The organism is Comamonas sp. GB3 AK4-5 (assembly GCF_041320665.1).
Lineage (GTDB): Bacteria > Pseudomonadota > Gammaproteobacteria > Burkholderiales > Burkholderiaceae_C > Comamonas.
In genome coordinates this window covers 2,595,626-2,608,370 of the sequence record NZ_CP166730.1, presented here as the reverse complement: position 1 = coordinate 2,608,370, position 12,745 = coordinate 2,595,626, and the positions used below count along the sequence as shown (strand labels likewise).

The window sequence follows — 12,745 nt, the reverse complement described above, 5'->3', positions numbered from 1 at the left end:
CCTCAGCGCTGTATGGGTCAGCGAAGGGTGCTATGAAAATGCATGCGACAAAGCCGCAGGCCTAGCTGCTTTGTCGCACCACCAGCGTATAGCCCAGGTCCAGCCGGGGCTGCGCAACAGGCTTGCCCTGCATCAGCGAGAGCAGCATCTGTGCGGACTCGGCGCCAATGGCGCCCCGTGGCGTGCGCACCGTGGTCAGCGGCGGCAGCATCTGGTCGCTGCCGGGTAGGTCGTTGAAGCCCACAATGGCCAGGCGCTCGGGCACGGGAATGCCGCGGCGCAAGGCTTCCAGCAGCGCACCCTGGGCGATGTCGTCGTTGCAGAAGAAGAGGGCGTCCATATCGGGGCGGCGCTGCAATGCCTGCGCCAGCAGCTCGGCACCCAGGGCCATGGACGTGGGCTGGGGGCTGAGTATCTCCAGCGACGGCTCGTACAGGCCTTGCTGCTCCAGCTCGGCACGCCATCCGGCCGCGCGCTGCATCACCCGCGCATCCAGCTGGCCTGCGCAAAAGCCAATGCGCCGGTGTCCGCGCTCCAGCAGGTGGCGCGTGATGGCCGCCCCGGCCTGTGTCTGCGAAAAACCCACGCAAGGTGTAGAGGACATGGCTTCCTGCGCGGGGTGGGGTGCATCGGTTTCGGCACTCAGCTCCATCATGTGCACGCAGGGAATCTTGCTGCTCGCCAGCAGTTCCCGGGCAGCCGGGCTGTGGTCAAAGCCGGTGAGTAGCAGGCCTGCCGGGCGCAGCGGCAAATAGGTGTGCAGCAGCTGCTCTTCTTCGCTGCGGTCGTAGTGGGTCACGCCGATCAGCGCGTGGTAGCCGGCCGCAAACAGCACCCGGTGGATGGACTCGATCAAGTCCACAAACAAGGTGTTGGACAGCAGTGGCACCAGCACCAGTACCTGGCTGCTTTTTTGCGAGGCCAGGGCGCGGGCGGCAGGGTCGGGCACATAGCCCATGCGCTGGGCCGCAGCCTGGATTTGCGCCACCAGCTTCGGGTCCACGCGCCGCTCGCCGCGCAGGGCGCGGGAGACGGTCATGGCACTCACGCCCACGCTCTGGGCCACATCGCTGAGCGTGACGCGTCCGCTGGCACGCGGCGAGCGGTTTTTGTCCGTGGAACGAAGCAGATCGGTGGGCGAAATTTTGCTGGCCAAGGGATTTTCCTAGTCTGAGTTGGTGCAGTGGCGTAGTTATGATAGCGCTAACCAGTTCATGGTTGCAGCGTTTTCTCTTGCAGCGGCGTGCATGGTATGTGCCGCCAATGCGCTGGGTTCCAACGCTGTGTTCAGCGTGACGGCAAGCGCCATGCATGCCGTACGCACAGCTTCGCAGCCCCATGCCACTTCGCGCATGGGGCATGGTTTCAACCCGGTCGCCGCACCCTCCGTGCTGGCCCTTTTTTTACACTCCATGGATAGCGCTAACCAAACTTTGCAGCCAAGGGCGCTGATCGTCATGGGCGTTTCCGGTTGCGGCAAGTCCAGCGTGGCCCAGCAGCTGGCGGATACGCTGGGTTGGGCCTTGCATGAAGGCGATGCCTATCACTCTGCAACCAGCGTGGGCAAGATGCGCGAGGGCATCGCTTTGACCGATGAGGACCGTGCCGACTGGCTGGACCGCCTGGTGCAGCTGCTGGCAGCAGCGGGTCATGCTGCCCCGGGCCAAGGCGTGGTGCTCACCTGCTCGGCCCTCAAGCGCAAATACCGTGAGCAGCTGCGCAGCGGGCCAGACGAGGCGAAGAGGGCGGGCCCTGTGGTCTTTGTGTTTCTGGACCTTGACTACCCCACCGCGCTGCAGCGCGTGCGTGAACGTGCCAGCCATTTCTTTTCCCCGGAGTTGGTGGCCAACCAATTTGCCACGCTGGAGCGCCCCGATGGCGAGCCCGGCGTGCTGAGCGTGGATGCCACGCTGCCACTGGCGGACATCGTGCAGTGCGTCACCACCTGGTTGGCTGCTGCACCCGTCTCTCACCCATCCCACCCCTGAGTACGAGGAGGTTTACGCCATGCATCCCCCAAAAATGTCCACTGCCACCAAGTCCAAACCGCGCCTGCAGCGCATGGCCGAGGTGTTGATGGTGGCGGCCCTGGCCGGCATGGTCGTCGCCGTCTTCGTGAACGTGGTGCTGCGCTATGTGTTCAACACCAGCCTGGTGTCGTACGAGGAGATTTCCCGCCTGTTGTTTGTCTGGCTGGTGGCCATCGGCGCCATCGTGGCCGCTTTTGAAGGCAGCCACCTGGGCTTTGACCTGGTGACCGCACGCGTGGGCCCGGTGACGCGCCGCTATCTGTTCTGGCTGACGCAGCTGCTGGTGGTGGTCTGCATGGTGCTGCTGCTGTGGGGCTCCTGGGCGCAGGTGGTGGCCGGGCTTTCCAGCTACAGCACGGTGCTGGGCTATCCGCTGGCCCTGGGTGCTGCCGCCACCCTGGTGCTGGCCGTGGGCCTGCTGGTGGTGGCGGCGCGCGATATACGCCGCGGCGCGGCGGTGGAGCGCGATGCGGGCCTCCTCGATATCGAATGAATCTTGCCAAGCATTGCATAGGGACTGCGCACCATGGTTGTGACCTTTATTTTTCTCTTCGTGCTCATCGGCGGCATGGTGATCGGCATGCCGATTGCACAGTCGCTGGTGCTCACCGGCGTGGCGTTGATGTGGCATCTGGACTTTTTTGACTCCCAGCTGCTGGCCCAGAACCTGCAGGCGGGCTTTGACAACTTCCCGCTGCTGGCCGTGCCGTTTTTCATTCTGGCGGGCGAGCTGATGAATGCCGGTGGCCTGTCGCGCCGCATCATCGATCTGGCCAGCGCCTTTGTGGGCCATATCCGGGGCGGTCTGGGCTATGTGGCCATTGGCGCGGCCGTGCTGCTGGCCTCCATGAGCGGCTCGGCCATTGCCGACACGGCCGCATTGGCCACCATCTTGCTGCCCATGATGCGCGACCACAAATACCCGGACAGCTACGGCGCAGGCCTGCTGGCCTCGGGCGGCATCATCGCCCCCATCATCCCGCCCTCCATGCCCTTTGTGATCTATGGCGTGACCACCAATACCTCCATCAGCAAGCTGTTTCTGTCGGGTGTTGTGCCGGGGCTGATCATGGGCGTGTTCCTGGTTTTTGCCTGGTGGTGGATTGCGCGCAAATACCAGCTCGCTCAAGGCGTGCGCATAGGCTGGGGGGCGCGGCTCAAGGCACTGCTCAAAAGCTTCTGGGCCATGATGATGCCCGTCATCATTCTGGGCGGCCTCAAGGGCGGGCTGTTCACGCCTACCGAAGCCGCCGTGGTGGCCGCGGTCTATGCCTTGTTTGTCTCCATGGTGGTTTACCGCGAGATGAGCTGGACCCGGTTGTACGAGGTGTTTCTGGCCGCAGCCAAGACCACGGCCGTGGTCATGTTCCTGTGCGGTGCGGCCACGGTGACGGCCTACATGATCACTCTGGCCGATCTGCCCAATCTGCTGGCCGATGCCTTCTCCGGCGTGCTGGGCAACCCCATGGCCTTTATGGCGCTGATGATGCTGTTTTTGCTGGTGGTGGGCACGGCCATGGATTTGACACCCACGATCTTGATCTTCGGCCCGGTGTGCGCCCCGCTGGCGGTGAAGGCCGGCATAGACCCGGTGTACTTCGGTTTCATGTTCATCTATGTGGGCTGTATCGGCCTGATCACGCCCCCCGTGGGTACGGTGCAGAACGTGGTGGCAGGCGTGGGCCGGCTGCGCATGGAGACCGTGATCAAGGGCACCACGCCTTTTCTGCTGGCCTATGTGCTGCTGGCCGTGCTGCTGGTGCTGTTTCCGCAGATCGTGACGGCACCGCTGCAGTGGATGCATTGATGGCTTTGTTTTTTATAGCGCGCGACGCTTTGTACACAAGCATTAGAGGCGGAAAGCCCATTTTTCACACCGCATAAGGAGACAGACATGCAACGCAGATTCGCTTTGGCCGCCGTGGCAGTCGCCGCACTGATGGCCACCACGGCCGCACAGGCCCAGGACTTCAAACCCCGCATCGTGCGCTTTGGCTACGGCCTGGTGGACGACTCCAACCAGGGCCGCGCGGCGCGCTTTTTTGCCAAGGAGGTGGAAAAGGCCACTAGCGGCAAGATGAAAATCCGCGCCATCGGCAATGCCGCGCTGGGCTCGGACACGCAGATGCAGCAGGCCTTGATTGGTGGTGCCCAGGAGATGATGGTGGGCTCCACCGCCACCCTGGTGGGTGTGGCCCCGCAGATGGCGCTGTGGGATACCCCGTTTTTGATCAACAACACCAAGGAGGCCGATGCCTTGCTGGATGGGCCCGTGGGCGATCGCATCAAGGCCACGCTGGAGCCCAAGGGCATGGTGGCCTTGGTGTATTGGGAAAACGGTTTTCGCAACCTGACGAACAACAAGCAGCCCGTGGCCAGGCTGGAAGATCTGAACGGCATCAAGCTGCGCGTGATGCAGAACAACGTCTTTCTGGACAGCTTCAAGGCCTTGGGTGCGAATGCTGTACCGCTGCCGTTCTCGGAGCTGTTTACTGCGCTGGAAACCAGGGCCGTGGATGGCCAGGAGAACCCCTACAACACCGTGCTGTCCAGCAAGTTCTATGAGGTGCAGAAGTACCTGACGGTGACCAACCATGTCTACAGCCCCTGGATCCTCACCGTGAGCAAGAAATGGTGGGATGGCCTCTCCAAGGACGAGCAAAAAGTGCTGCTGGACGCCGCCAAAAAAAGCCGCGACTTTGAACGCCAGGACACCCGGGCCGAAGCCGCCAAGGCCCTGGCCGACCTGAAGCAAAAAGGCATGCAGGTCAACGAGCTGTCCGCCGCCGAAGCCGATCGCATGCGCACCAAGCTCAGCAGCGTGCATGCATCGGTGGCCAGCGCCGTGGGCCAGGAACTGTGGAAGCAAACCCAAGACGAGTTAAAGAAACTGCGCTAGGCGCAGTTCCCCCTGAGGCGCTATCGCGCCTTCCCCCTCTCGCTGCGCGGGGGGGACGACACCGGCGCAGCGGGGCGGCCCTTGCGCGGTGTCTCTGACCTGGAGTGCGCCAGTTTCTAAGGCGTACGCTTGATTGCGAATCATGGATATGAAACTTCACCCCATTGTTGAGGCCGTCACGCGGCGGATTGTGGAGCGCAGCCGCGCTGCGCGCAGCGCCTATCTGGAGCAGGTGGACGCCATGGCGGCCCGCCCGCCCGGAGCCCAGTCCATGGGCTGTGCCAATGTGGCCCATGCCTTTGCCGGCCTGCCGGGGGCGGACCGCTTTCGCATCGTCGAGCAGAAGGCGCCGAATGTGGCCATCGTCACGGCCTATAACGATGTGCTCTCGGCCCATGCGCCGCTTTCGCGCTATCCCGACATCCTCAAGGACGAGGCGCGCCTGCAGGGTGCCACGGCCCAGGTGGCGGGCGGCGTGCCCGCCATGTGCGACGGCGTCACCCAGGGCGCGCCGGGCATGGAGCTGTCGCTGTTCAGCCGCGACGCCATTGCCCAGGGCACGTCGATTGCGCTGTCCCACGATATGTTTGATGCGGCGCTGATGCTGGGTGTGTGCGACAAGATCGTGCCCGGTCTGCTGATTGGTGCCCTGCATTTTGGCCATCTGCCCACGGTGTTTGTGCCGGCCGGGCCCATGACCTCGGGCCTGTCGAATACTGCCAAAGCCAAGGTGCGCGAGCAGGCTGCCCAGGGCCTGGTGGGCCGCAAGGAGCTGCTGGCCGCCGAGTCGGCCGCCTACCATGGTGAAGGCACTTGCACTTTTTATGGCACGGCCAACAGCAACCAGATGCTGCTCGAAGCCATGGGTCTGCATGTGCCGGGCACGGCCTTTATTCACCCTGGTGACGGCGAGCGTGAACTGCTCACGCGCCAGGCCATGCGCAGCGTGTTGGCTATCACCAGGGCGGGGCGCTTTGCCCCGATTGGCCGTGTGGTGGACGAGCGCTGCATCGTCAATGCCATGGTGGCCTTGCTGGCCACGGGCGGCTCCACCAACCATTTGATCCACTGGGTGGCCGTGGCGCGGGCCGCGGGCATGGTCATCGACTGGGATGATTTTTCCGCGCTCTCGGCCGTGGTGCCGCTGCTGGCCCGCGTCTACCCCAATGGCAGCGCCGATGTGAACCAGTTCCAGGCCGCAGGCGGGCCGGGCTATGTGATCCGCGAGCTGCTGGCGGCCGGGCTCATGCATGGTGATGTGCTCACCGTGCACGCAGAGGGCTTGCAGGCCTTTACCCGCATTCCCCAGGCCGAAGGTGGCCGGCTGCTTTGGCGCGAGGCCGGAGCATCGGGCGATCAGTCGGTGCTGCGTCCGGCCAGCGAGCCCTTCAGCGCCACGGGGGGCCTCAAGCTGCTGGCGGGCAATCTGGGGCGCAGCGTGATCAAGGTGAGTGCCGTTCCCGAGGACCGCCATGTGATCGAGGCGCCGGCGCGGGTATTTGATTCACAGGAGGCGCTGCTGCAGGCCTTCAATGACGGAGCGCTGGAGCGCATCTGCCAGGAAAGCGCCGCAGGCGGCGTGGTGTGTGTGGTGCGCTGGCAAGGCCCGCGCGCCAACGGCATGCCCGAGCTGCACAAGCTCACACCGCCGCTGGCCGTGCTGCAGAGCAAGGGCTTCAAGGTGGCCCTGGTCACGGATGGGCGCATGAGTGGGGCTTCGGGCAAGGTGCCGGCGGCCATCCATGTCTCGCCCGAGGCCGGCTGCGGTGGCCCGCTGGCGCGTGTGCGCGACGGCGACCTGCTGCGCCTGGATGCCAGCACCGGCCAGTTGGATGCACTGGTAGACGAGGCCGAGTGGCATGCGCGCCCCGTGGCCCCGATGCCGCAAGCGCTGCAACAGGCCAACAGCCGGGGCTTTGGACGTGAACTGTTTGCCGGATTCCGGCGCCACGCGCTCAGCGCAGAGGAAGGGGCTTGCACATGGCTGTAGAGATGACGGCGTTGTCCATCATGCAGGATGCACCGGTGATCCCGGTCATCGTGCTTCAGAAAGTGGAGCATGCGGTGCCCATGGCACAAGCCTTGGTAGCTGGTGGGATTCGTGTGTTGGAGGTAACGCTGCGCACGCCCCAGGGCCTGGACTGCATCGCAGCCATCGCCCGGGCTGTGCCCGAGGCCATTGTGGGTGCCGGCACGGTGCGCAATGCGGCCGATGCCCGTGCGGCCCATGCCGCCGGTGCGCGCTTTGCTGTCAGCCCTGGCTATACCTGTGCGTTAGGCCAAGCCTGTCAGGCGCTGGAGCTGCCCTTGCTTCCGGGTGTGGCCACCAGCAGCGAAATCATGCAGGCCCAGGCCGATGGTTTTGACGCGCTCAAATTCTTCCCCGCCATGCAGGCCGGTGGCGCCGCCATGCTCAAGGCCTGGCAAGGGCCGTTTGCCGATGTGCGCTTTTGCCCCACGGGCGGCATCTCGGCGGCGAATGCGGGCGAGTTTCTGGCTCTGGCGAATGTGGTGTGCGTGGGGGGCTCCTGGCTGGTGCCGGCAGATGCCCTGGCGCGTGGCGACTGGGCGCAGATCACGGCGCTGGCCCGCAGCGCGGCGGCATTGCGGGAGCCGATGCGGGATCATTCAGGCGCTGCATAAATAAAGAGCTGTCTGTATAGATACGGCCTTGGTTTCAGACGGTTTTGATGCTGAAAACAAGGCAGTACAAGTACCCGCAGCTATCAAAATTATGAGGTGGGATCGTCCAGCAAACGGGCCGCGCGGTTTTGCAGGGCGGTGTCAGCGCGGTAGTAGCCCATCACGGTGTGCACACTGTGGTGACCGGTCAGCGCCATGGTGTCGGGCAGGGGCACGTTCTGGCGGCCGGCCTCGGTGACAAAGCCGGAGCGCAGGGAATGGGCGGAGAAATCACCCTCCACACCCGCCAGGGCACAGCGCTGGCGCACGATGTCGCGCACGGCGGCCGGCGTCAGCGGCTCGCCCACATGGCCACCCTTGCGTATGCGCCTGAAGATGGCGCCTTCCTGAATACCGGCGGCGGCCAGCCAGCTACGCAGGGCGGCCGCCGCCCGGCCGGTGACGGGCTTGTGGTTTTCCGGTGCATCCAGGCCGGACTGGTTGGTTTTGGAATGCGCCAGGGTGTACACATAGTCTTGCGGGCCCACGGCACGCAGATGGCGCATATCCGCCCCCGTGACCTCGGAGCGGCGCCGCCCGCCGCTGCTCCAGGCAAACAGCAGCAAGGCCTTGTCCCGCAGCCCGCGCAGGCTGTCGTCGCAGGTGTCCAGCAGTTGCTCCAGTACGTCACGGGTCAATGCGTCTTTCTTTTGCGGCTGCTCGCCCCGGCGCGCATAGGCCTTGCGGGTGCGTGAGAGCAGCTCGCGCACCGCACCTTCTTGGCAGGGATTGGGCAGGCCATGCACCTGGTGGGCCTTGGAGAGCACGGCCAGGCGATGCACCAGGGTGTTGTGGGCCGGCGGCCCCAGTTTGCGCTTGTAACCCGCATCCACCAAGGCCTGGTCCACGGTGGGGGGCATTTCATGGGCCAGGCCCTGAGTGGTTTGGCGCTGGGCATGGTCGACGATGAATTGCAGCACCACCGCCACCGGCAGCGGCCAGGGCAGGGGCTGGCCATAGCGCAGGGCATGCCAGCCCGCCCAGTAGCGCATGGCGCTTTGGTAGCTCATGCGGGTATGGCCCGATTCGCCTTCGCGCAGCAGCTCCTGCACGGCCTGTCTGGCCGAGGCGGGCAGCAAGGCCATATCGCCAGCCAGCCCTGAGCGGCCGACGGCATGGAAGTCAGCCGGCACAGAGGAGGGCGGAAGCGGAGCAGAAGACATAAAGCGATTGTCGCCCCAAGCCGGCAGGGACTTGACTGTTTGGCGGAATGGGGGAAAGCGGGTTGGGAGGCGCTGTGGAGGCACTGTGGGCTGCTGGGCTGACAAAAAACGCCGCCAGGCAGCTTTCGCAGGGGCTGAGTGGCTGTAATGTATCGAATTCAGCTGTATGAATACATCATATGTATGATTAAATACATCTCACATATGATGTATTACGCAATAGATAAATAACTCACGATAACAATCACTTATCGTGGGTAATAAAAAGGATTTCCGTATGAACACCGCAAAAAGCCCGCGAGGCATTCAGGAAGCCGATGTCTGGGCCGCTGCTGATGCGCTGATTGCCCAGGGGTTGCGTCCCACCATCGAGCGCGTGCGCCAGCACATAGGGCGGGGCTCACCCAATACCGTCAGCCCCTTGCTGGAAGGCTGGTTTGCGACCTTGGGGCCAAGGCTGGGGGTGTCTGAATCCGCCCAGGCGCCGGCGGACGATGTGCCCGAGCCCGTGCGCCAGGCGGCGCTGCAGATGTGGCAAGCCGCGCTGGAGCAATCCAAGCAAGCGGCCCAGCTGCAGTTGCAGGAGCGCGAGGCCCTGATTGCCGGGGCCGAGAAAACGCTGGCCGCCAATGAACAGCACCTGGTACAGCGCGAAGAGGCCATGCACCAACAGAAAAAAGCCATGGACGAGGCCATGAAGCTGGCGCGCAGCCAGGCGCAGGAGCTGTCGCGCCGGCTGGATGAAATGCAGCAGCTGCTGCAGGAGCGGGAATCCAGCATCCAGGCCCTGCGTCTGGAGTTGACGGCCAAGCTGCAGCAGCGCGAGGCAGACCAGCAGCAGCATGCCGAGGCCCTGCAGGCGGCGGCGGGCGAGCGCCAGCGCCTAGTGGAGCAGTTCGCCGGCAACGAGCGCCGCATGCTGGCCGATCTGGACCGCGCCCGCCAGGACTTGGCGGCGCAGAAGAAGCAGCAGTCCGATGGCGAGAAGAGGGCGCTGGCGCGCCATGAGGAGTTGCACCTGCGCTTTGTGCAATCCGAAGAGGCGCTGGTGCAGGCCAGGGGCGGGCAGCTGTCGGCCGAGCAGGCGCTGCGCGCTGCGCAGGAGCGTGTGGCCGACCTGAAGGCCCTGGCAGCAGCACGCGATCCGCAACTCCAGGCCCCGGTGGCCGCCGATGCGGCTGCGCGTTTGCGCTCGGCCCGCCCGGCTGCCCCACGGCGCGGTCTGCCGGCCAAGACATTGCGCAAAAACCGTCGCTAGAACGCAAAAGCTGCCGCAGAGCGGCAGCTTTCAGAAGGGCAAGGCTGGGTGGATCAGTCTGCCGTGTAGTCTATGGGGTCGTAAGCATGCTGGCGCCCCAGCGCCCCGGCCACGGACAGCAAAAACGCCAGTCCGCGCCGCACCTCGGGCTCTTTGGCCATGCGCAGCAGGCCGATCAGCGAGGGCGTTTCTTCCATGCGCTCCATCTTGGCGGCCGCCATGCGCGCCGCATTGCCGGCTGCCCAGGTCATGCCCACGCCTTCCTCAAAGGCCTTGGCCATCTTCTCCACCATATAGGCGTCGCTCATGTCCACCACATCGGCCGTCACGGACAGCAGATCGACCACACGGTTGAGGCGCCGGCCCGCCAGCAGCGGCTCCAGCTTGGCCATGAGCTCCGCCAGTCCTTGCAAAGCGGCGTCGTCCTGCAGCAAACCGGCGGCAGCAGCACGGCCTGACTGGGTCTTGGGTTCGGAAACATCGGAAACGTGGTTCATCTGGAATCTCCTTTTCTATGCACGCGATACCGCTCAGATCAGTGCGCGTGCCACGGCCCAGTACATGCCGCGGTTAAAGCCTTTGCGCATCATTCCCCCCAGTTTGTTGGGCGGCGTGGGTTTGACGTCGACCTTGTAGTCGTACCACAGCGGCATGCCATCATCGAGTCCCATCTGGGCAATGGCCACGACGCGGCCGTCGTAGGCATCGCTGGTGCGGCCGAAACGGATTTGCGAGGCAATGTTGTTGACCACCACCGGCGACTGGCTGTGGCAGGAGCCACCGGCCTTGCTGACCGGCAGGTCCACGGTGTCGCCCAGCACATAGACATGCTCCATGCCCAGCACCTGCATGGTTTCATGGTCGGTGGGCAGCCAGCCTTCACCGTCCTGGGCCTGGGACAGGCCGCAGTCGCGCACGGCCTGTACGGCGCGGATGGGAGGGGTGGCCATGAGGATGTCGAAGTTCTCCGACTGGCCTTCCTCCGAATAGGCCACCTTGGAGTCTGGGTCCACATGCGACAGCGTGAAGCCGCGCTGAAAACGTATGCCGCGCTGGGTGAACACGGTGGGCAAGATCTCGCAGGTGTCTTTTTGCAGGAACAGGCAATTGCGCAGCAGCTGCGAGACCGAGGGGTAGGTGTAGACGATCTCCACCTTGTCGCGCACACCGCGCCGGCGCAGCAGATCGTCGAGCATCAAGGTGGTCTCGAGCGGCGCAATACCGCACTGGTGCGGCACATTCGGCGTTTTGGGGAAGGTGACGGTCACGAAGATGCGGCCTTTTTCGATGCGTGCCAGCTTGTCCGCCAACTGGCGTGAAGCCGCATGCTGGTAGAAATGGTCGCCAGCTTCGGCCAGGCCTTGAATGCGCTCGGGGGAGGGGATGCAGCCCGTGGAAATCACCAGGTGGTCATAGCCAAATTGTTTGCCGCTCTTGCAGCGTACTTTCTGCAGCGCAAAGTCAAAGCTCTCCACCTCTTCGACCTGGAAGTCGATCTCGGGCCGCAGCAGGCTGCGCTGCTTGCGCCGCAGCTCATCGCGGAAGAAGGCATTGAAAGCCACATACATAAAGGCCGGCTTGTAGTAATGCCACGGAGAGTTGGAGAGCATGGTGATGCGGACCTTGCCGGCCAGAACCTCCGGATACAGCTTGGTGACCAGATGATTGGCGGTCATGGTCCCGCCAATGCCGCCACCAATGATCAATATGTGATGCGCCATCCCTGCTACTCCTGTTCACTTTCAGTCGAAAAACAACCGGCGCCCGCTGGAGGCCGGCACGGATAAACCTGCAGACCTCAGTCCGGCTTGAGCGAACGCCAGACACCGTCCCACATCGGCTCGAAGAGCTGCTCGATCGACATGTCCACCAAGCCGTCCAGGCGCAGGCAGATCATGCGAATGGCGCTCCCATACATCAGACTGGCCGCCACCATGGGGTTCATGTCGCGAATCTCGCCTTCCGCCATGCCGGCAAAGACAAAGCCGCGCATGCGCACAAAGGCCGAGGCCGAGCAGATCGCTTGCTCTTCCGGCAAAAACTCCCGGTGGCGTGCATTCACCACAAAACCCATGGCCTCCGGTTCGGCCTCCGCCAGGCCAAACAACATGCGCAGCACCGCCTCGCAGCGTTCGCGGGAGCTGGCATGCCGCTCCTCAATCTCATCCAGCAGCACATTCATGCGTGCCAGCAGATGCCGGTACAGCTCGCGCGCAATGCCTTCCTTGTCAGAGAAGTGGTTGTAGAAAAAGCCTATGGACACCCCGGCCTCGGCGCATAAGTCCTGGATGGAGGTGTTGAAGAAGCCCCGCTTCACGAACAGGCCCAGCGCAACGCGCAAGGTCTGCACATGGCGTGAGCCCCCGTGGGGAAAGAAGGTCAGTTTTTCGTTTTGCACAATGAAAGTAGAACGAATCTTCGTTTCATTTTTGTGCATGCCGGCGCGGGAGCGCCACACGGGTTTCCCCAGGCGTGACAAACCGCTAGCACGCGGTCAAACGCGCGAAGGCCTGTCTCCAACCTTCAGCGTCCCAAAGGAATCCTGCGAGCACCCATCAGAAGATATATGAGTAGAAATTGAGTCTGTATTTCACTCGTGAAAATAATGAGAGTGGATGCTTTTTTAGATATTTTTGAATCGCGGTCAATACAACGCATTTGTCATTTTTGAGCGCTGTTATTGATTATTTTTTTGAAATTAATTATCTGCCGC

The 12,745-nt window shown here is 63.6% G+C and carries 12 protein-coding genes; 7 read left to right on the top strand and 5 right to left on the bottom strand.

Features of this window, described 5'->3' with window-relative positions:
• Positions 1-61: 61 nt before the first annotated feature.
• On the bottom strand, positions 62-1,156 hold the full coding sequence (locus ACA027_RS11790; RefSeq protein WP_370678427.1) for a LacI family DNA-binding transcriptional regulator: 1,095 nt from the start codon (positions 1,154-1,156) through the stop codon (positions 62-64).
• A gap of 256 nt (positions 1,157-1,412) precedes the next feature.
• Between ACA027_RS11790 and ACA027_RS11785 the strand changes: the two genes are divergently transcribed.
• From ACA027_RS11785 to eda, 6 genes are all read left to right on the top strand, one after another.
• Positions 1,413-1,988 carry a gluconokinase gene (locus ACA027_RS11785; RefSeq protein ID WP_370678426.1) on the top strand — a complete coding sequence of 192 codons (576 nt, stop codon included), beginning with the start codon at positions 1,413-1,415 and terminating at the stop codon, positions 1,986-1,988.
• A 34-nt stretch (positions 1,989-2,022) separates the two neighbouring features.
• The gene (locus ACA027_RS11780; RefSeq protein WP_370678425.1) at positions 2,023-2,523 is read left to right on the top strand and encodes a TRAP transporter small permease subunit; all 501 of its coding nucleotides are present in this window, start codon (positions 2,023-2,025) and stop codon (positions 2,521-2,523) included.
• 33 nt (positions 2,524-2,556) lie between these two features.
• Positions 2,557-3,837 (top strand): TRAP transporter large permease, encoded by a 1,281-nt coding sequence (locus ACA027_RS11775; protein ID WP_370678424.1) that lies wholly within the window; start codon positions 2,557-2,559, stop codon positions 3,835-3,837.
• Between the two features lie 87 nt (positions 3,838-3,924).
• Positions 3,925-4,929, top strand: coding sequence for a TRAP transporter substrate-binding protein (locus tag ACA027_RS11770; RefSeq protein WP_370678423.1), 1,005 nt, complete (start codon positions 3,925-3,927; stop codon positions 4,927-4,929).
• Between the two features lie 148 nt (positions 4,930-5,077).
• The gene (gene edd / locus ACA027_RS11765; RefSeq protein WP_370682568.1) at positions 5,078-6,919 is read left to right on the top strand and encodes a phosphogluconate dehydratase; all 1,842 of its coding nucleotides are present in this window, start codon (positions 5,078-5,080) and stop codon (positions 6,917-6,919) included.
• On the top strand, positions 6,910-7,572 hold the full coding sequence (eda, locus tag ACA027_RS11760) for a bifunctional 4-hydroxy-2-oxoglutarate aldolase/2-dehydro-3-deoxy-phosphogluconate aldolase (RefSeq protein ID WP_370678422.1): 663 nt from the start codon (positions 6,910-6,912) through the stop codon (positions 7,570-7,572). Before edd ends, eda begins: the two co-directional genes overlap by 10 nt.
• Positions 7,573-7,661: 89 nt before the next feature.
• Here the strand turns inward: eda and ACA027_RS11755 are convergent, their stop codons facing one another.
• Entirely contained in the window at positions 7,662-8,696 is a 1,035-nt protein-coding gene (locus tag ACA027_RS11755; protein ID WP_370678421.1) for a site-specific integrase, read from the bottom strand.
• Positions 8,697-9,051: 355 nt separating this feature from the next.
• Here ACA027_RS11755 and ACA027_RS11750 point away from each other — a divergent pair, with 355 nt between their 5' ends.
• Positions 9,052-10,032 (top strand): DNA-binding protein, encoded by a 981-nt coding sequence (locus tag ACA027_RS11750; RefSeq protein WP_370678420.1) that lies wholly within the window; start codon positions 9,052-9,054, stop codon positions 10,030-10,032.
• Positions 10,033-10,085: 53 nt separating this feature from the next.
• Here the strand turns inward: ACA027_RS11750 and ACA027_RS11745 are convergent, their stop codons facing one another.
• The 3 genes from ACA027_RS11745 to ACA027_RS11735 all read right to left on the bottom strand — a co-directional run bounded on the left by ACA027_RS11745 (position 10,086) and on the right by ACA027_RS11735 (position 12,430).
• The gene (locus ACA027_RS11745; protein WP_370678419.1) at positions 10,086-10,529 is read right to left on the bottom strand and encodes a DUF1641 domain-containing protein; all 444 of its coding nucleotides are present in this window, start codon (positions 10,527-10,529) and stop codon (positions 10,086-10,088) included.
• Between the two features lie 33 nt (positions 10,530-10,562).
• Positions 10,563-11,753 carry an FAD/NAD(P)-binding oxidoreductase gene (locus ACA027_RS11740; protein ID WP_370678418.1) on the bottom strand — a complete coding sequence of 397 codons (1,191 nt, stop codon included), beginning with the start codon at positions 11,751-11,753 and terminating at the stop codon, positions 10,563-10,565.
• A 77-nt stretch (positions 11,754-11,830) separates the two neighbouring features.
• A complete protein-coding gene (locus ACA027_RS11735) occupies positions 11,831-12,430 on the bottom strand; it encodes a TetR/AcrR family transcriptional regulator (RefSeq protein WP_370678417.1) in 600 nt (199 codons plus the stop codon).
• Between the last annotated feature and the right edge of the window lie 315 nt (positions 12,431-12,745).